The following is a 16,937-nucleotide window of genomic DNA, read 5'->3' as shown; positions in this document are numbered from 1 at the left end:
ATAATGAACAACGCGGAGGACCACGAGAACCCGGCGCACCCCGGCCGCCGAGCCTTCCTGAAGGGGTTCGGCGCCGCGGGCGCCGGAGCGGTGGCACTGGTGGCCGGGGCCGAGGCGGTCGACGGCCTCCTCGGGCCGGAGGGCACGCCTGCGTCGCCATCGGCGATGGCGGTGCCCGTCGCGGGCCCGTGGCGGCCCGGCAACGGTCACGTGGACGTGCTCTGGGGCGTCGACACCGCCCAGAAGCTCGTCGCCCTCACCTTCGACGACGGGCCGATGCCCAACTGGACGCCGATGGTGCACGACGTCCTGGACGCCGAACGGGTCAAGGCCACGTTCTTCCTCGTCGGCGAGCGGCTCGCCGAGCACGCCCGCCTCGTCCACGGGCGGATGGACCGGCACGAGGCCGGCAACCACACCTGGCAGCACCGGGACCTCTCCCGCCTCTCCCACGACAAGGCCGTCGAGCAACTGCGGCGGGCGCACGCCGCCATCGACCGGATCGTCGGCAAGGAACCCCGCTACCTGCGTCCCCCGTTCGGCCACCTGGGCGGGACCACGCTGAGCGCCGCGGGCGCGTTCGGGTACGACATCGCGCTCTGGTCGATCAAGATGCTGGAGAAGACCTACGAGGACGACCCGCCACGGCTGGTCGACTACATCGTCGGCAACACCGGCCCCGGCGCGATCGTCCTCGCCCACGACACCGGCAACCGCGACCGGCTGGTCGCGCTCCGCAACTTAGTCCCGATGATCCGCGGCCTGCGCGCCAAGGGCTTCGAGTTCGTCACGCTGTCGGAGCTGATGAACGCCTCGCAGGCGCCGCCCAGGCCGCCCGGAGCCCGCGCCCGCCCCGCCCTGCGCCGCGGGTAGCCGGCCGGGTCAGCCGGCGTGCGGCCAGGCGTCGGCGAGCAGCCGGCGGGTGTCGCGCAGCAGCTGCGGCAGCACCCGGGTGCGCCCGACGACCGGCATGAAGTTGGTGTCGCCGCCCCAGCGCGGGACGACGTGCTGGTGCAGATGCGCCGCGATGCCCGCCCCGGCGACGAGGCCGAGGTTCATCCCGACGTTGAAGCCCTGCGCGCCGCTGGCCTTGCGCAGCGCGGTGAGGGACCGCTGGGTGAAGGTGGCCAGCTCCACGTACTCCGGCTCCTCCAGGTCGGTGTAGTCGGCGACGTGCCGGTACGGGACGACCATCAGGTGCCCGGAGTTGTACGGGTAGAGGTTCAGCACCGTGAACACCGACTCACCGCGGGCCACCACGAGGCCCTCCTCGTCGGTCATCTTCGGTATCTCGCAGAACGGGCAGCCGTCGCCGGCGCCGCCGCCCGTCGGCTTGTTCTCCCCCTTGATGTAGGCCATCCGGTGCGGGGTCCAGAGCCGCTGGAAGTTGTCGGGCGCGCCCGCGCCGCCTCTTTCCTCCTCGAAGCGGGGCGTGTGCGCGTCCCCCGCCCCGGGCGCGTCCTCGCGCCCCTGCTGCATCACGGACTCCTCCGGTTCTGCGGTCAAGGCGGCGGTCTCCTTTGTTCACGGCCTGACCAGCAGCATAGAGAGACGCGCGGCCGGGGCCGTAGCCGGGCTGCCCCCCCGGACGCGCCCGCGGGCCGTTCTTGCGTGACGTGCGCGGGGTCGCTCCGCCACCATGGTCATCCAACCGAACCGTGGGGAGCGATCATGACCGGGCTCGACAGGCGGCAGACCGGAGGCGGCGAGCCGGGGCCGGAGGCCAGATCCATGCCGTTCTTCCCGGGGGCGGTCCCCCAACCGGGAACGCCGCTTCCCGCGCCGCCCGCGCCGGGCCCGGACGTGCAGTCGCCGGGGGCGAACGCGGTCCCGATGACGCTGCACGGCTCGCCCGGCGACGTCACCGTGGTGGTGGAGGGCCGCGTCACGATCGAGGACGCGGTGATCGAGAAGATCGCCGCGCTGGCCGCGCAGGAGGTGACCGGGGTCGCCGCCCTGGCCCCGGCGGGCGCGCGCGTCGTCGTGGGCGAGGACGAGGTCACGGTCGACGTCGCCATCGCGGTCGAGTACGGCAGCGTCATCAGGGACGTCGCCCAGGTGGTGAAGGGGAACGTCGCGCGGGTCGCGGGACTGATGCTGGGGATGCGGGTCGCGGCGGTCAACGTGTCCGTCGAGGACGTCCGCATGGCCGCCGCGCCGCCCCGGCCCCGCGGCGGGGCGGATCAGACGGCGCGCGCATAGCAGCTCTGCATGCCGCCGCCGACGGACACCGTGGTGACCTTGACGCGTTCGACCAGGTTCGGCGCGATGCCGGTGAAGTGGAAGGTGTGCGGCCTGCCCGCCTTCGCGGACGCCTGCTGCGAGCGCGGGGCCCGCCCCTGCAGGACGAGTTCCGCCCGGATCAGGCCGCTGCCGGAGACGGTGACGAGGACGTCCACGCCGGTGGCCGTGGCGCGGTAGAGCGCCGAGCCGTCCGGGCACCGGCCGAGGGACCCGCCGCCGTTCTGCTGCGGGATGTCGGGCCCGCCGCCCTGCCCGCCGGACCCGCCGCCGTCCTGCCCGCCCGGATACGGCCGGCCGCTCTCGTTCTGCCGCGGCACCGGGTTGGTCGACGTCGCCGGCGGGCCGGCCCCTTCCCGCCCGGGCGACGGCGCGGCCGGGTCAGCCGACCCGGCCGCGCCGTCCTTGCCGTCGTCCATCAGCGGCATCAGGAGCACGATCACGGCGGCCGTCACGAGCAGCAGGGTGCCGCCGTAGCCGGCGATCCGGCCCCAGAGCCCGGCGCGCCGGGTCCGCCGCGCCGGCCTCCTGGGCTTCATCCCGCTGGCTCCCCGTCGTGGCCCCACCGTCAGATCTGGATGCGCGCCTCGATCGCCTTGACGATCTCGTCGACCGCCTCGGCGATCGGGACCGCGTTCTTCTGCTCACCGCTGCGGTACCGGAACGACACGGCGTCCTTGGCCACGTCGTCGTCGCCCGCCAGCAGCATGTAGGGGATCTTCTGCTTCTGCGCGTTGCGGATCTTCTTCTGCATCCGGTCGGAGGAGGTGTCGACCTCGACGCGGACACCGCGTTCGCGCAGCCGCGCCGCGACCTTCTCCAGGTGCGGGACGTGGGCGTCGCCGATCGGGATGCCGACCGCCTGCACCGGCGACAGCCACGGCGGCATGGCGCCCGCGTAGTGCTCGACCAGCACGCCGAGGAACCGCTCGACCGACCCGAACAGCGCGCGGTGGATCATCGCGGGGGTCTGCCGGGTGCCGTCGGCGGCCTGGTACTCCAGGCCGAACCGCTTGGGCTGGTTGAAGTCGAGCTGGATGGTGGACAGCTGCCAGGTGCGGCCGATCGCGTCCCGGGCCTGGACGGAGATCTTCGGGCCGTAGAACGCGGCGCCGCCCGGGTCGTCCACGAGCTCCAGCCCGGACTCCTGCGCCGCCTGGCGCAGCGCCTCGGTCGCCTCCGCCCAGTCGGCCGGGTCGCCGATGAACTTGCCGGAGTCGTCGCGGGTGGACAGCTCCAGGTAGAACTCCGAGAGCCCGAAGTCGCGCAGCACGCTGAGCACGAAGTTCAGCAGCGACTTGATCTCCTCGCCCATCTGCTCCTTGGTGGTGTAGATGTGCGAGTCGTCCTGGGTCATGCCGCGCACGCGGGTGAGCCCGTGCACCACGCCCGACTTCTCGTACCGGTAGACCGAGCCGAACTCGCAGAGCCGCAGCGGCAGCTCGCGGTAGGACCGGCCGCGCGCCCGGAAGATCAGGTTGTGCATCGGGCAGTTCATCGGCTTGACCCGGTACTCGACGTCGTCCACCTCGAACGCCGGGAACATGTCGTCGCCGTAGTAGGGCAGGTGACCGGAGGTCTCGAACAGCGACGACTTGGTGATGTGCGGGGTGTTGACGAACTCGTAGCCCGCCTCCTGCTGGCGGCGGCGCATGTAGTCCTCCATCTCCTTGCGGATGATTCCGCCCTTGGGATGGAAGATCGGCAGGCCGGAGCCCAGTTCCGGCGGGAAGGAGAACAGGTCGAGTTCGGCGCCGAGCTTGCGGTGGTCGCGCTTCTCGGCCTCCTCCAGGAACTTCAGGTACTCGTCCTGCTTGTCGCGGGACTCCCACGCGGTGCCGTAGATCCGCTGGAGCTGCGGGTTCTTCTCGCTGCCGCGCCAGTAGGCGCCGCCGGAGCGCATCAGCTTGAACGCGGGGATGACGCGGGTGGACGGCAGGTGCGGGCCGCGGCACAGGTCCTTCCAGCGCAGCTCGCCGGACTTGGCGTCGAGGTTGTCGTAGATGGTCAGCTCGCCGCCGCCCACCTCGACGTTCGCGCCGTCGGCGGCGTCCTCGACCGGGCCGGAGCCCTTCAGGCCGATCAGCTCCAGCTTGTACGGCTCGGCGGCCAGCTCGGTGCGCGCGCCGTCGTCGGACACCGGACGCCGGGAGAACCGCTGGCCCTGCTTGACGATCTCGCGCATCCGCTTCTCGATGCGCTTGAGGTCGTCGGGGGTGAACGGCTCGGCGACGTCGAAGTCGTAGTAGAAGCCGTTCTCGACCGGCGGCCCGATGCCGAGCTTGGCCTCGGGGAACAGTTCCTGGACGGCCTGCGCCATGACGTGCGCGGCGGAGTGCCGCATGATCGCCCGGCCGTCGTCGGAGCCGATCTCGACCGGCTCGACGGCGTCGCCGTCGCCCAGCTCGGCGGCGAGGTCGCGCAGCTCGCCGTTGACGCGGGCGGCGATGACGGTGCGGCCGTCGGCGCCCAGCGCCTCGCCCGCGGTGGTGCCCGCCGGCAGCGCCCGCTCGCCGCCGTCGAGGGTGATGCGCAGTTCGGGCACGGTGGACACGGGTACTCCTCGCGATGGTGGACTGGGATCAGTGGGTTCCGATGCTATCGAGTCGGGGTGGCCCCCGGAGGCTGCCGGCGCCATGGGCGCTCCTCTCGTCCTGGAGGCCCCAGGGCGATCCCCGGAAAAGCGGAAGGGCCCCGGGGATCGCTCCCGGGGCCCTTCCGCGTACATGTCAGGGCATGCCGCCGCCGCGCCGGGAGTGTCCCGGCGTCGTCGTCTCGACGAAAACGTACGGCATGACACCACTGTAACCGACGGCCGCGGCGCGGGGCACGCTCATACGCGGCGGGGCACGGTCATGCGCGAGACGGACCTTTATGCGGGATCTTGCCGTTGCTCAGTCGCGGATGGCGATTCCGAGGACGTGCGGTGAGGCGGGATTGCCCGGGCCGGAGTCCGGGAAGTCGAAGCGCCGCTCGTCCCGGACGGTGAAGCCCGAGCCGGCGATCAGCTCGCTCGTCGGACGGGACACGTGGCAGCCGGCGGCGAAGTACGGCCACAGCACGTCGGCGTACCGCTGCAGCCGCCGCTTCCCCGGTGTCGTCCCCCTGACGTGCTCGTAGTAGCGCAGCTCGCCGCCCGGTTTGAGGACGCGCCTCAGCTCGGCCAGGGCCCGCGCGGGGTCGCGCACCGAGCACAGCACGAGCGAGGCCACCGCCACGTCGAACGAGGCGTCGTCCGCATCGAGGTCCTCGGCGACGCCGGGACGCACGGTGACCGGGACGGGCGCGCGGCCGGCGGCGTGCCCGGCCTTCGCGCGCAGCCGCGGCTCGGGTTCGAGCGCGACGACCTCGGTGACTTCGGCCGGGTAGTGCGGGAAGTTGGCCCCGTATCCGGCTCCCACCTCCAGCACCCGGCCGGACGCCCCGGCGAGCAGCTCGGCGCGGTGCGCGTCCCCGCCCGCCCTGGCGCAGGCCGCGTCCAGCCGCGGATAGAGCCGGGCGAAGATCGGATGGCTGAAATCGGTCATTCTTGCAGTCTCCGCCGCAACCCCGGCCGCACGCAAGATCGTCCGCACGTCAGCCGGCCGGCGGGAACGCGCTGCTCAGCGGGTGATACCCGAGAGGCGGGTCGGATCTCCCTCCGCGGGGTCAGGCCACCGGGGGCCGCGGGTTCTAGGCTCCGAGTCAATGAACGAACCAGACCCCTCCGCGTCCGCGGGCCGCGCCCGGCTGCTCGCCGGCGTCCGCTCCGCGCTCCTGTCCGGCCGGGACGGCCCGGCCGTCACGCTGCTCCCCCGGCGCCTGGCGCTGCGGCTGCCGCTCCTGCTGCTGCTCGCCGGGATGACGATCGGCTTCACCGGGGGGTCGATCGCGATCGCGATCGAGGTGTACCACGTCAAGCCGGGGCTGGCCGCGCCGCTCGGCGTGCTGCAGGCGGCACCGCTGATCTTCGCGGTCCGGTGGCCGCTCGCCGCCTGGCGGTTCGCGACGGCCGGCCTGCTGCTGACGGTCTTCGTCCGGCACGGCGCGGGCTTCATGCCGTGGCCGGTCACCGCGATCCTGGCCCTGGTCGTGATCCTGTTCTTCACCGGGGTCGGCGCGGACCGGCAGACCACCGTCGGGGTGGGCGCGGTCACGGTCGCCGGGGTGCTGGCGCCCGCGGTGCTGTTCGGCATGCCCAGCTGGTTCGCGATGATCCTCACGGGGATCGCCGGGGTCGCGCTGACGTTCGGCGACGCGGTGGGCGGGCGGCACTCGGCGGTGGAGGAGCTGCGCCGGCGCGAGGAGCAGCACCGGCGGGACCTGGCCCGGCAGGCGGTGCTGGAGGAGCGGGCCCGCATCGCCCGCGAGCTGCACGACGTGGTCGCGCACCACATGTCGGTGATCGCGATGCAGGCGGAGGCCGCCCCCTACAAGATCCCCGACCTGCCGGACGCCGCGAAGCAGACGTTCGGGGTGGTGCGGGACGCGGCGCGCGAGGCGCTCACCGAGACGCGCCGCGTCGTGGGGCTGCTGCGGTCCGACGACGAGGGCGCCGAGCGGGCCCCGCAGCCCGGCCTGGACCGGCTGGACGACCTGATCGCCGCGGCCCGCCGTGCCGGGCTGTCGGTCGCGGCCGCCGTGGTCGGCATGCCGCGTCCGCTGAACGCCGGGGTGGACCTGTCGGCCTACCGGATCGTGCAGGAGTCGCTGAGCAACGCGGCCCGGTACGCGCCGGGCTCGCAGGTGCACGTCGAGGTGAAGTACGGTGCCGACGCCCTCGCCGTGTCGGTCACCGACGACGGCGCCCGCGGCGCGCCGCAGGAGTCGCGGGGCGGCGGGCACGGCCTGGTCGGGATGCGCGAGCGGGTCACGATGCTGGGCGGGCGCCTGGACGCCGGCCCGCGGGACGGCGCCGGCTGGTCGGTGGCGGCCGAGCTGCCCTACGGGGACCCGGACTGATCTTCGGGCCCGTAGGGTTGGCGTCGTGACGATTCGGGTGCTGATCGCCGACGACCAGGTGATGATCCGCGACGGGCTCGCGGCGCTGCTGTCCTCCGATCCGGACATCGAGGTCATCGGGCAGGCGGGCAACGGCCGCGAGGCGGTGGAGATGGCCCGCCGGCTCGACCCCGACGTGATCGTGATGGACATCCGGATGCCGGAGATGGACGGGCTCGCCGCCACCGCCGAGCTGGCCGGCGAGCCCGATCCGGACGCCGACCCGGCCGGGGCGCGGCCGAAGGTGCTCATGCTCACCACGTTCGACCTGGACGAGTACGTCTACGAGGCGCTCGGCGCGGGCGCCAGCGGGTTCCTGCTGAAGGACGCCTCGGCGGCGGACCTGGTGACCGGCGTCCGGGTGGTGGCGGCGGGCGACGCGCTGCTCGCCCCGTCCATCACCCGCCGGCTGATCGGCGACTTCGCGCGGCGGCGCCGGCACCAGCGGCCGAGCCCGAAGGCGACCGCCGGGCTGACGCCGCGCGAGCTGGACGTGCTGCGGCTCATCGCGCGCGGCCTGTCCAACGCCGAGATCGCCGCCGAGCTGGTCCTGGCCGAGCAGACGATCAAGACGCATGTCGGGCACGTGCTGACCAAGCTGGCGCTTCGTGACCGCACGCAGGCCGTCGTCTACGCCTACGAGAACGGGCTCGTGGGTTAGCGGGACGGGTCGAGGACGAGCTTGCCCGCCGTCCGGCGGGCCCGCAGGTCCTCATGGGCGCGCCTGACTTCGGTGAGGCCGTACTCGCCGCCGGCGACGACGCGGAGCCGCCCGTCCGCGGCGAGGCCGAACAGCTCGTCCAGCGCCGTGCGCATCACGTCGCCGGGAAGCTGGAAGACGTGCGCCAGCCACATGCCCGCGATCGTGGTGGAGTGCGCCATCAGCGTGGCGGGCCGGATGGGCGACGGCTCCTTGCGCGACGCCATCCCATAGAAGGCGAGCCGCCCGAACGGGGCGAGGGCGCGCAGGCTCTGGTCGGTGACCGTCCCGCCGGTCATCTCCAGCACGACGTCGACGCGCTTGCCGCCGTTGGCCTCGATCAGCGCGCCGGTGAGGTCGGGCTCGTTCGCGTCGATCGCGACGTCGGCGCCGAGTTCGAGGGCGAGGGCGCGCTTGCCCGCCGACGAGGCGGTGGCGATGACCCGCCCGGCGCCCCACGCCTTGGCGAGCTGGACGGCGAGCGTCCCGACCCCGCCCGCGGCGGCGTGCACGACGACGGACTCGCCCGGCTCCAGGTGGACGCTGCGGCGCAGCAGCACCCACGCGGACGCGCCCTGGACGATCATGCCGAGCGCGGTGACGTCGTCGATGGCGTCCGGGACGTCCCAGGCCAGCGCCTCGGGCGCGACGGCCTTCTCGGCGTAGCCGCCGGTGCCGACGAGCGCGACGACGCGGCGGCCGTCCGCGGTGGTGCCGACGACCTCGCCGCCCGGCACCATCGGCAGCGTGGACGCCGCCAGGTAGCTGTTCTCGGCCTGGTGGGTGTCGGCGTAGTTGATCCCGGCCCGCGAGACGTCGATGAGCAGGTGCCCCGGCCCCGCGGACGGCTCGGGCAGCTCGGTGACGTTCAGGACCTCGGGCCCGCCGAATTCGGTGATCTGGATCGCGCGCATGTTTCTCCTGTCGGTCTCGGGCGGACGTTCAGCGGGGCCCTGGGACGCCACGGAACGTGAACGGCTCGGCGGGGCGGCCCGGCACCACGTACCACGCCTCGCCCACGCCGTCGGCGCCCAGAATCCGCATGAACGCCTCGACGACGTCGTCCAGGTTCAGGATCGGGAAGCCGGTCTCCTGAAGATGCCCCTTCAACGGGATGAGGATGTCGGTGTCGGCGAATGAGGGGCACAGGGCGTTCACCCGGATGCCCTCCCCCGCGAAGGCGGGGCCGAGGGCGCGGACGAGTGCGACGACGGCCGCCTTGTTGGCGCCGTAGATGGGGTCGAACGGCGTGGCGGTGAGCCCCGCCATGCTGGCGGTGGCGATGATGTCGCCGCCGCCGCGGGCGCGCAGCGCGGGCAGCGCGGCGTGTGCGCCGAACACGACGCCGTCGAAGTTGATGCCCATGGCACGCCGGTATGCGGCGAGGTCGAAGTCGTCCCCCACTCCCCCGCCGCCGGCGACGCCGGCGTTGAGGAACACGACGTCCAGGCCGCCGAAGTGCTCGACGGCGGCGGCGACGGCGGCCTCGCTGTCGGCGGGCTCGCGGACGTCGCAGCGGACGAACACCCCGTCCAGCCGCTTCGCGAGTTCGGTGCCGGCGTCCACGTCGACGTCGGCGAGGACGACCCGGGTGCCCGCGCGGGCCAGCCGGCGCGCCACCGCGGCCCCGATGCCGTTGGATCCGCCCGTGATCAGCGCGACCTTGCCGGTGCCGTCGAAGGCCGTCATGGGGGCTCCCTCCCGAAGTAACTGACTCGTCAGTTACTCTAGCGGAATGGACTTCGGTTTGAGCGAGCGGGCCCGGGAGTACCTCGGCCGCCTCCAGGAATTCATGGACACCCACGTCTACCCCGCCGAGCCGGTCTACGCGGCCCAGCGGGCGGAGCTGCGCGCGGCGGGCCGCGAGCACCACGTCCCCCAGGTCGTCGAGGACCTCAAGGTGGAGGCGCGCAAGCGCGGCCTCTGGAACCTGTTCCTCCCCGACGCCGAGGACCCGGCGCACGGCCTCACCGTCACCGACTACGCGTCCCTCGCCGAGCTGACGGGACGCTCCCCCCACCTGGCGCCCGAGGCCACCAACTGCGCGGCGCCCGACACCGGCAACATGGAGGTGCTGCACCTGTTCGGCACGCCCGAGCAGAAGGAGCGGTGGCTCAAGCCGCTGCTGAACGGCGAGATGCGCAGCGGGTTCGCGATGACGGAGCCGGCCGTCGCCAGCTCGGACGCCACCAACATCTCCACCCGCATCGAGCGGGACGGCGACCACTACGTCATCAACGGCCGCAAGTGGTGGACGAGCGGCGCGGCCGACCCCCGCTGCAAGATCATGATCGTGATGGGGAGGCTGGGGGCGGGCCCCCGTCAGGGGGTCGGAGAAAACACGACCGACCCGGACGGGCACCCGTACCGGCAGCAGTCGATGGTGCTGGTGCCGATCGACACGCCCGGCGTGGAGGTCCTCCGGTCGCTGCCCGTGTTCGGCTACCAGGACCAGCACGGCCACTGCGAGATCACGTTCACCGACGTCCGCGTCCCGGTGGAGAACCTCATCGGCGAGGAGGGCGGCGGCTTCGCGATCGCTCAGGCCCGGCTCGGGCCCGGCCGCATCCACCACTGCATGCGCGCGCTCGGGATGGCGGAGCGGGCGCTGGAGCTGATGTGCGAGCGCGCGGTGTCCCGGGTGGCGTTCGGCGGGCCGCTGGCCAAGCAGGGCGTCGTCCGGCAGCAGATCGCCGAGTCGCGGATGGCGATCGAGCAGGCCCGGCTGCTCACCCTCAAGGCGGCCTGGATGATCGACGAGCACGGCGTGCGGGCGGCCAGGACCGAGGTCGCGGCGATCAAGGTGATCGCGCCGCGCGTCGCGCTGGAGGTCGTGGACCGCGCGATCCAGGTGCACGGCGGCGCCGGGGTCAGCGACGACACCCCGCTGGCCGAGATGTGGGCGGGCCTGCGCACGCTGCGCCTCGCGGACGGCCCGGACGAGGTGCACGTGCGCTCCGTCGCCCGCGCCGAGCTGGGCCGGTACCTCGGCAAATGACCGGCGGCACGGGGGAGGCCGCGCCGGGCGCGCGGCGGCGGATGCCCCACGCCCGGCGCCGCGAGCAGTTGCTCCAGGTGGCGCTGGAGGAGTTCGGCCGGCGCGGCTACCACCTGACGCAGATGGAGCATGTGGCGGCGGCGGCGCGGGTGTCCAAGGCGCTGCTGTACCAGCACTTCGCGTCCAAGGAGGAGCTGTTCGCCGAGATCACCGAGACGATCGTCGGTGAGCTCACGGCCCGGCTGAACACGGCGGTGCTCGCCGCGCACGGCTCGGCGGACGGCATCCGGGCGATGATCCGGGTGCTGTTCGACTACGCCACCGAGGAGCCGGACGCGTGGGCGCTGGTCGTCCGGCATCTCGACAAGCCGGAGGTCGGGTTGGAACTGCGGGAGCTGCGCGACCGGCTCGGCACCGCGTTCGCCGACCTGCTGCTGCACCGCCGCCGGGCCGACCCGGCGCTGTCGGCCGCCGCGCTGGAGGTCAACGAGCGGCGCGCGCGGCTGCTCGTCCCGCTGATGTACGGGTCGATGCTGTCGATGGTGTCGTGGTGGCTGGAGCATCCCGACACGCCGCGCGAGCGCGCCGAGCAGATGGCCGTGGAGTTCATCTGGCTCGGCCTGGACCGGCTCCGCTCGGGCGAACGCCTGCCGAAGGCCCCGGCCGGGTGAACTGCGGGGACGCGTAAGGCCGGGGACGACGGGCGTCCCCGGCCTTCGCTGCGCTTCAGGTGAGACCTAGAGCGGGCTTCAGGTGAGACCTAGAGCGGGTAGACGCCCTCGGCCTGCGGGCCCTTCTGGCCCTGCGTGATCTCGAAGCCGACGCGCTGGTTCTCGTCCAGGCTGCGGTACCCGTTGGTGGTGATCGCCGAGTAGTGGACGAACACGTCGGGGCCACCACCGTCGGGCGCGATGAACCCGAAGCCCTTTTCGGCGTTGAACCACTTCACGGTGCCTTCGGCCATGATGTTCCCCTTTCGGGTGGACGTCACCGGCCGCCGGGCGGCGGACCGGGCTGCAAGCGGACTCATCTCACGCCCGCCGGTCACCCGGGGAAAACGCTTCGAGACTGCCTGGCGACCGGCCGGCCGGGCCGACGCCATCGTGCAACATGTCCGAACCTACCCGATGCGGGCCCGGCTCGCCCACCGACACACCTAAACAAGATCGGCGAGAGCCTCGGCGGCGCGGTGGCAGTCGTGGAACGTGCAGTACAGCGGGGCGGGCGCGAGCCGCACAATGTCGGGTTCACGGGCGTCGGCGATCACTCCGCGCGTGTCGGCGAGCCGGCGGACGAGCCCGCCCGCGTCCGCGACCCGCAGCGACAGCTGGGTGCCGCGCGCCGCCGGATCGGCCGGGGTGATGATCTCCAGCCGGGCGCGGGGGGCGAGCCGGGACGCCAGGTAGCCGGTGAGGCGCAGGCTCTTGGCGCGCAGCGCGTCCATCCCGACCCGGTCGAAGATCTCCAGGGACGCCAGGACGGGCGCCAGCGCGAGGATCGGCGGGTTGGACAGCTGCCAGGCGTCGGCGGACGCGGGCGGCGCGATGTCAGGGTCCATCCGGAACCGGACCGACGGCTCGGTCCCCCACCAGCCCGACAGCCTCGGCACGGAGGCGTCCCGGACGTGCCGCTCGTGCACGAAGCAGCCGGCGACCGCGCCCGGCCCGGAGTTCAGGTACTTGTAGGTGCACCAGGCGGCGAAGTCCACGTCCCAGTCGTGCAGGCGGAGCGGGACGTTCCCGGCGGCGTGCGCGAGGTCCCAGCCGACGACGGCCCCGGCGGCGCGGCCCGCCTTGGTGATCGCGGGCATGTCCATGAGCTGCCCGGTCAGGTAGTTGACGCCGCCCAGCATGACGAGCGCGACCGTGTCGCCCTCGCGTTCGAGGTGGCCGAGGACGTCCTCGGTGCGCAGGATGTTCTCGCCGGGGCGGGGCTTCAGCCGCACGACCGTCGCGGCGGGGTCGAGCCCGTGGTGCACGGCCTGGCTCGCGACCGCGTACGCGTCGGACGGGAACGCCGTGTCCTCGATGAGGATGCGGGTGCGCGTCCCGGCGGGCCGGTAGAAGCTCGCCATCATCAGGTGCAGGTCGACCGTGAGCGAGTTCATGGCGACGACCTCGTGCGGGCGCGCGCCGACGAGCCGCGCCGCGGGCTCGCGGAGCAGCTCGTGGTAGCCGAACCACGGGCGGCGGCCCCGCGTGTGCGCCTCGACGGCGAGCCGCGCCCAGTCGTCCAGTTCCTCGCGGAGCCGTCCGGCGACGCTCCGCGGCTGGAGCCCGAGGGAGTTGCCGGCGAAGTACGCCGCCTCCGGGTGGGCTCCGCCGGGCGCGGGCGGGATGAGGAACTCGCCGCGCAGGGTGGGCAGCGGGTCGGTCTCATCGAGCCGCCGCGCCTCCTCTTCCAGGCCCGCCGGGTCTTTCACGTTCACTGAGTCATCCTTCGGTGGTCACCAGATCGTGCACGGGCGCGGGTTCCCGGGCGGGCGCGAAGAACGCCTCCGCGTTGCCGCCGAGCAGCCGGGCGCGGTCGGCGTCGTCCAGCCCAGGGCACGCCCGGATCGTCGCGCCCGGCTCCTTCTCACCGAGCGGGAACGGGTAGTCGGTGCCGAGCATGACGCGTCCGGAACCCATCACGTCTACGAGCAGCCGGAGCGCGCGCGGGTCGAACACGGCGGAGTCGACGTGGAACCGGTCGAGGTACTCCGAGGGCGGGCGCGGCGAGTCGGCGCGGACGATGTCGCGGCGGTGCCAGGCGTTGTCGGCCCGTCCGAGCAGGAACGCGAAGCTGCCGCCGCCGTGGCAGAAGCACAGCCGCAGCGACTCGGGGATGCGTTCGAACGCGCCGGACAGCATCAGCCCGAGGATGCTCAGCTGGGTCTCGGCGGGCATCCCGGCCAGCCACGGCAGCATGTGGCCGCGCATCCGGTCGGCGCCGAGCATGTCCCACGGGTGCACCAGGACCGGCAGGCCGATCGTGGCGCAGTGCGCGAGGAACGCGGTGATCCCCTCGTCGTCGAGGTTGCGGTCGCCGACGTGGTTGCCGATGTGGACACCGCGGTGCCCGGCCGCAGCCGCCCGCGTCGCGACCTCGCGGGCGAGCGCCGGGTCCTGCAGCGGGACCTGGCAGAGCGGCAGCAGCCGGCCGGGGGCGGCGGCGCAGAAGGCGAGGATGCGCTCGTTCACCAGTTCGCACCAGTCGGCGGCGCGGGACGGCTCGGCGGCGTACCCGAACATCAGCGGGGTGGAGGAGACGGCCTGGACGTCCACGCCCGCGGCGTCCATGTCGGCGAGCCGGCGCGCCGGGTCCCACAATGCCTCGCCGACCGGCCGGTACTCCTCGTCCCCGCGCATCATCATGCCGGTGCCGCCGCCGTCGACGCGCAGCCACGGCTGCCCCCCGCCGGCGAGCACGCGGGCCTCCGCGCGGGTGAGCCGCGGGAAGACGTGGGCGTGGACGTCGATGACGGTCACGGCGCCCCCGTCAGGCACGGGGAGCCGTGGTCGGCGTCATGGCCCGCGGCCACGTCCTGCCCGGGTGGACGGCGCCGCAGTTCGGGCACTTGCGGTCGCCGCCGTAGAAGCCCTCGAAGGCGGGCGGCAGGTCGTCCACGATCGAGCGCACCTGGAGTTCGGCGCGGTGGACGAGGTGGTGGCACTCGGGGCAGTACCACTCGAACGCCTCCGTGCGCCCCTCCGGCCGCGGGATCTCCACGACCAGGCCGATCGAGCCGGCCTCGGGCCGTTGCGGCGAGTGCCGGACGTGCGGCGGCAGCAGGAAGACGTCGCCCTCGTTGATCTGCACGTCGACCGGCGGGCGGCCCTCCTCCTCCATGACGCGCAGCACCATGTTGCCCTTGAGCTGGTAGAAGAACTCCTCGGTCGGGTCGTCGTGGAAGTCGGTGCGCTGGTTGGGGCCGCCGACCACCATGATGATCAGCCCGGCCTCGTCGAACACCTGGACGTTGCCGACCGGCGGCTTCAGCAGGTCGCGGTGCTCGTCGATCCAGGACTCGAAGTTGAACGGCCGTCCGTAGGACAGTTGCGGCAGGGTCATGCTCCGGCCTCCTCACCGGTCCGGGGGATGTGGGCGACGCACGAGATCTCGATGAGCAGATGCGGGTGCGGAAGCTGGTGGACGGCGACGGTCGTGCGGGCCGGGCCGGTCTCGTCGAAGTACTCCCCGTAGACCTCGTTGTAGCCGCCGAAGTCGTTCATGCTCACCAGGTAGGCGGTGACGTTGACGATGTCGGACAGGTCTCCGCCGGCGGCGGCGAGAAGATCGCGGATGTTCTCGATGACGGCGCGGGTCTGCGCGCGGATGTCGAGGTCGGTGACGCCCATCGGGTCGGCGCTCGCCCCGGCGAACGTCCCGTCCGGGCGGCGTGAACTCGTCCCGGACACGAACACCAGGTCACCGGCCCGCTTGAGGTGCGGGAACCGTCCTCTCGGCCTGGCCTTGCCCGCGACCAGGAACGCCTCGCCCGTCACGTCGTCACCTCGACGCCGCCGAGGCCGGCGCCGGTGACGCGGACGTGCGCGCCCTCCGGCAGGGGGACGGCCGCCGTCGCCGCGCCCGCGAGGACGATCCAGCCGGGTTCGAGTGCCATCCCGGCGCCGAGCGCGAGCCGCGCCGCCGCCCGCAGCGAGCGCGCCGGGTCACCGAGGATCGCGGCGGACGAGCCCGTCTGGACGGGCCGCCCGTCGATCTCCAGCAGCAGCCCGATGTTCGACACGTCCCGGGGCCGGTGCCAGGCGCCGAATCCGAACCGGGCCGCCGAGGCGTTGTCGGCGATCACGTCGGGAAGGGTGAACCTGAAGTCCCGGTAGCGGGAGTCGAGCACCTCGAACCCGACCGCGACACCGGTCACGGCCGACTCGACCTCGGTGGCCGACCGGACCTCCCGCCCGATCAGGTAGGCGATCTCGGGTTCGATGCGCGGATGGATGAGGCGCGACACGTCCACCGACGGCCCGGCCGGCATCCCGTCGGTGAGCAGGCCCCAGATGACGTCGCCGACGCCCATCTGAGCCATCTTGGCGCGGCTGGTGAAGCCCATCTTCACCCCGGCGAGGCGTTCGCCCCGGCGGCGCCGCAGTTCGATCCCGGCGCGCTGCACCGCGTAGGCGGCGGCCAGGTCCAGCGGCATCGCGCCGGTGAGCGGGGGGATGGCCCGGACGTCCCGGGCGGCCTCGTCCAGCGTCGCCGCGAGAGCGTGCACGTCCACCATCAGGAGTCCTCCTTGCCGAACGCGACGCGGACATCGCCGAGCCCGTCGATGCGGGCCTCGAACACCTCGCCGGGCGCGGCCGGGACGACCGGGCCGAGGGCGCCGGTCAGCACGGTGTCGCCGGCGCGCAGCGGGCGGCCGACGCGGACCATCGTGTCGGCGAGCCACAGCGCCGCGTTCAGCGGATGGCCGAGGCAGGCGGCGCCGTTGCCGGTGGAGACCTGCTCGCCGCGCCGCTCCATGACCATCCCGCACAGGCGCAGGTCCACGTCCTTCAGCGGGACGGGCCGGTTGCCCAGCGCGTACATGCCGGAGGAGGCGTTGTCGGCGACGGTGTCGGCGAGCGTGATGTCCCAGTCGCGGACGCGGCTGCCGACCACCTCGATGGCGGGCAGCGCGAACGCGGTGGCGCGGATGACGTCGGCGACCGTGTGCCGCTCGTGGGTCAGGTCGTGCTCCAGCACGAGCGCGACCTCGGCCTCGGCGCGCGGCTGCAGGACGGCGCCGGCGGGGATCTCCTCCCCGTCCGGGACGGCCATGTCGGCGAACAGCATGCCGAAGTCGGGGCTGTCCACGCCGATCTGCCGCTGAACGGCCCGCGATGTCAGCCCGATCTTGCGTCCGGCGAGGCGGCGGCCCTCCCCCAGCCGGCGCTCGGTGATCGTGTCCTGGACGGCGTAGGCGTCGTCCACGGTGGTGATCAGGTCGCGGACGGGCGCGCACGGCGTGCCGGTCGCGTAGGCGCCGAGCAGTCTTTCGGCGGCGGCATCGATGTGGGTGGTCACTGGGCT

Annotated in this window: 19 protein-coding genes; 6 read left to right on the top strand and 13 right to left on the bottom strand. The window is 73.2% G+C overall.

The features are described from left to right. Window positions 1-3 precede the first annotated feature (3 nt). Window positions 4-873, top strand: coding sequence for a polysaccharide deacetylase family protein (locus tag AF1_RS04970; RefSeq protein WP_067793803.1), 870 nt, complete (start codon window positions 4-6; stop codon window positions 871-873). A 9-nt stretch (window positions 874-882) separates the two neighbouring features. Here AF1_RS04970 and AF1_RS04965 read toward each other — a convergent pair whose 3' ends face one another. Continuing rightward, a complete protein-coding gene (locus AF1_RS04965; protein WP_067793850.1) occupies window positions 883-1,479 on the bottom strand; it encodes an HIT family protein in 597 nt (198 codons plus the stop codon). Window positions 1,480-1,671: 192 nt separating this feature from the next. Here AF1_RS04965 and AF1_RS04960 point away from each other — a divergent pair, with 192 nt between their 5' ends. After that, window positions 1,672-2,202, top strand: a complete 531-nt coding sequence (locus AF1_RS04960) for an Asp23/Gls24 family envelope stress response protein (protein WP_067793802.1) — start codon at window positions 1,672-1,674, stop codon at window positions 2,200-2,202. On the opposite strand, the gene AF1_RS04955 is transcribed toward AF1_RS04960, so the two are convergent. From AF1_RS04955 to AF1_RS04945, 3 genes are all read right to left on the bottom strand, one after another. Then, the gene (locus AF1_RS04955) at window positions 2,184-2,780 is read right to left on the bottom strand and encodes a hypothetical protein (RefSeq protein ID WP_067793801.1); all 597 of its coding nucleotides are present in this window, start codon (window positions 2,778-2,780) and stop codon (window positions 2,184-2,186) included. The two genes, AF1_RS04960 and AF1_RS04955, sit on opposite strands and share 19 nt — an antisense overlap. A gap of 29 nt (window positions 2,781-2,809) precedes the next feature. Further along, a complete protein-coding gene (thrS, locus tag AF1_RS04950; protein WP_067793800.1) occupies window positions 2,810-4,795 on the bottom strand; it encodes a threonine--tRNA ligase in 1,986 nt (661 codons plus the stop codon). A 340-nt stretch (window positions 4,796-5,135) separates the two neighbouring features. Next, window positions 5,136-5,768 (bottom strand): class I SAM-dependent methyltransferase, encoded by a 633-nt coding sequence (locus AF1_RS04945; RefSeq protein ID WP_067793799.1) that lies wholly within the window; start codon window positions 5,766-5,768, stop codon window positions 5,136-5,138. 160 nt (window positions 5,769-5,928) lie between these two features. Between AF1_RS04945 and AF1_RS04940 the strand changes: the two genes are divergently transcribed. Then, window positions 5,929-7,182 carry a sensor histidine kinase gene (locus AF1_RS04940; RefSeq protein WP_067793798.1) on the top strand — a complete coding sequence of 418 codons (1,254 nt, stop codon included), beginning with the start codon at window positions 5,929-5,931 and terminating at the stop codon, window positions 7,180-7,182. Window positions 7,183-7,207: 25 nt separating this feature from the next. Further along, window positions 7,208-7,882, top strand: coding sequence for a response regulator (locus AF1_RS04935; protein ID WP_084262456.1), 675 nt, complete (start codon window positions 7,208-7,210; stop codon window positions 7,880-7,882). Here AF1_RS04935 and AF1_RS04930 read toward each other — a convergent pair. Together AF1_RS04930 and AF1_RS04925 are read right to left on the bottom strand one after the other, a co-directional pair. Continuing rightward, complete coding sequence (locus AF1_RS04930) at window positions 7,879-8,835, bottom strand: quinone oxidoreductase family protein (RefSeq protein ID WP_067793797.1); 957 nt, start codon at window positions 8,833-8,835, stop codon at window positions 7,879-7,881. The genes AF1_RS04935 and AF1_RS04930 overlap by 4 nt on opposite strands. A 28-nt stretch (window positions 8,836-8,863) precedes the next feature. After that, window positions 8,864-9,610 (bottom strand): SDR family oxidoreductase, encoded by a 747-nt coding sequence (locus AF1_RS04925; protein WP_067793796.1) that lies wholly within the window; start codon window positions 9,608-9,610, stop codon window positions 8,864-8,866. Between the two features lie 46 nt (window positions 9,611-9,656). Here AF1_RS04925 and AF1_RS04920 point away from each other — a divergent pair, with 46 nt between their 5' ends. Then, entirely contained in the window at window positions 9,657-10,919 is a 1,263-nt protein-coding gene (locus tag AF1_RS04920) for an acyl-CoA dehydrogenase family protein (RefSeq protein WP_067793795.1), read from the top strand. Further along, entirely contained in the window at window positions 10,916-11,590 is a 675-nt protein-coding gene (locus AF1_RS04915) for a TetR/AcrR family transcriptional regulator (protein ID WP_067793794.1), read from the top strand. Before AF1_RS04920 ends, AF1_RS04915 begins: the two co-directional genes overlap by 4 nt. A gap of 89 nt (window positions 11,591-11,679) precedes the next feature. On the opposite strand, the gene AF1_RS04910 is transcribed toward AF1_RS04915, so the two are convergent. From AF1_RS04910 to AF1_RS04880, 7 genes are all read right to left on the bottom strand, one after another. Further along, entirely contained in the window at window positions 11,680-11,883 is a 204-nt protein-coding gene (locus AF1_RS04910; protein ID WP_067639228.1) for a cold-shock protein, read from the bottom strand. 192 nt (window positions 11,884-12,075) lie between these two features. Next, a complete protein-coding gene (kynU, locus tag AF1_RS04905) occupies window positions 12,076-13,347 on the bottom strand; it encodes a kynureninase (protein WP_067793793.1) in 1,272 nt (423 codons plus the stop codon). A 4-nt stretch (window positions 13,348-13,351) separates the two neighbouring features. Continuing rightward, a complete protein-coding gene (locus tag AF1_RS04900) occupies window positions 13,352-14,389 on the bottom strand; it encodes an amidohydrolase family protein (protein WP_067793848.1) in 1,038 nt (345 codons plus the stop codon). A 10-nt stretch (window positions 14,390-14,399) separates the two neighbouring features. Then, window positions 14,400-14,972: a 3-hydroxyanthranilate 3,4-dioxygenase gene (locus tag AF1_RS04895; protein ID WP_067793792.1), complete on the bottom strand. Its 573-nt coding sequence runs from the start codon at window positions 14,970-14,972 to the stop codon at window positions 14,400-14,402. Beyond that, window positions 14,969-15,406 carry a RidA family protein gene (locus AF1_RS04890; protein WP_067793791.1) on the bottom strand — a complete coding sequence of 146 codons (438 nt, stop codon included), beginning with the start codon at window positions 15,404-15,406 and terminating at the stop codon, window positions 14,969-14,971. Before AF1_RS04890 ends, AF1_RS04895 begins: the two co-directional genes overlap by 4 nt. Continuing rightward, window positions 15,403-16,146 (bottom strand): 2-keto-4-pentenoate hydratase, encoded by a 744-nt coding sequence (locus AF1_RS04885; RefSeq protein WP_174548817.1) that lies wholly within the window; start codon window positions 16,144-16,146, stop codon window positions 15,403-15,405. Before AF1_RS04885 ends, AF1_RS04890 begins: the two co-directional genes overlap by 4 nt. Continuing rightward, the gene (locus tag AF1_RS04880) at window positions 16,146-16,931 is read right to left on the bottom strand and encodes a 2-keto-4-pentenoate hydratase (RefSeq protein WP_275938302.1); all 786 of its coding nucleotides are present in this window, start codon (window positions 16,929-16,931) and stop codon (window positions 16,146-16,148) included. Before AF1_RS04880 ends, AF1_RS04885 begins: the two co-directional genes overlap by 1 nt. Window positions 16,932-16,937: the final 6 nt, after the last annotated feature.

It is taken from the genome of Actinomadura formosensis NBRC 14204 (genome assembly GCF_001552155.1).
Lineage (GTDB): Bacteria > Actinomycetota > Actinomycetes > Streptosporangiales > Streptosporangiaceae > Spirillospora > Spirillospora formosensis.
The sequence above is the reverse complement of the archived record's forward strand: the minus strand, read 5'-3'. Positions and strand labels throughout refer to the sequence as shown.

Bases quoted from the DNA above. Each gene is read 5' to 3' on its own strand.
- AF1_RS04970 (WP_067793803.1), top strand. From the start codon at position 4: ATGAACAACGCGGAGGACCACGAGAACCCGGCGCACCCCGGCCGCCGA.
- AF1_RS04965 (WP_067793850.1), bottom strand. From the start codon at position 1,479: ATGCAGCAGGGGCGCGAGGACGCGCCCGGGGCGGGGGACGCGCACACG.
- AF1_RS04960 (WP_067793802.1), top strand. From the start codon at position 1,672: ATGACCGGGCTCGACAGGCGGCAGACCGGAGGCGGCGAGCCGGGGCCG.
- AF1_RS04955 (WP_067793801.1), bottom strand. From the start codon at position 2,780: ATGAAGCCCAGGAGGCCGGCGCGGCGGACCCGGCGCGCCGGGCTCTGG.
- AF1_RS04945 (WP_067793799.1), bottom strand. From the start codon at position 5,768: ATGACCGATTTCAGCCATCCGATCTTCGCCCGGCTCTATCCGCGGCTG.
- AF1_RS04940 (WP_067793798.1), top strand. From the start codon at position 5,929: ATGAACGAACCAGACCCCTCCGCGTCCGCGGGCCGCGCCCGGCTGCTC.
- AF1_RS04930 (WP_067793797.1), bottom strand. From the start codon at position 8,835: ATGCGCGCGATCCAGATCACCGAATTCGGCGGGCCCGAGGTCCTGAAC.
- AF1_RS04925 (WP_067793796.1), bottom strand. From the start codon at position 9,610: ATGACGGCCTTCGACGGCACCGGCAAGGTCGCGCTGATCACGGGCGGA.
- AF1_RS04920 (WP_067793795.1), top strand. From the start codon at position 9,657: ATGGACTTCGGTTTGAGCGAGCGGGCCCGGGAGTACCTCGGCCGCCTC.
- AF1_RS04915 (WP_067793794.1), top strand. From the start codon at position 10,916: ATGACCGGCGGCACGGGGGAGGCCGCGCCGGGCGCGCGGCGGCGGATG.
- AF1_RS04910 (WP_067639228.1), bottom strand. From the start codon at position 11,883: ATGGCCGAAGGCACCGTGAAGTGGTTCAACGCCGAAAAGGGCTTCGGG.
- AF1_RS04895 (WP_067793792.1), bottom strand. From the start codon at position 14,972: ATGACCCTGCCGCAACTGTCCTACGGACGGCCGTTCAACTTCGAGTCC.
- AF1_RS04885 (WP_174548817.1), bottom strand. From the start codon at position 16,146: ATGGTGGACGTGCACGCTCTCGCGGCGACGCTGGACGAGGCCGCCCGG.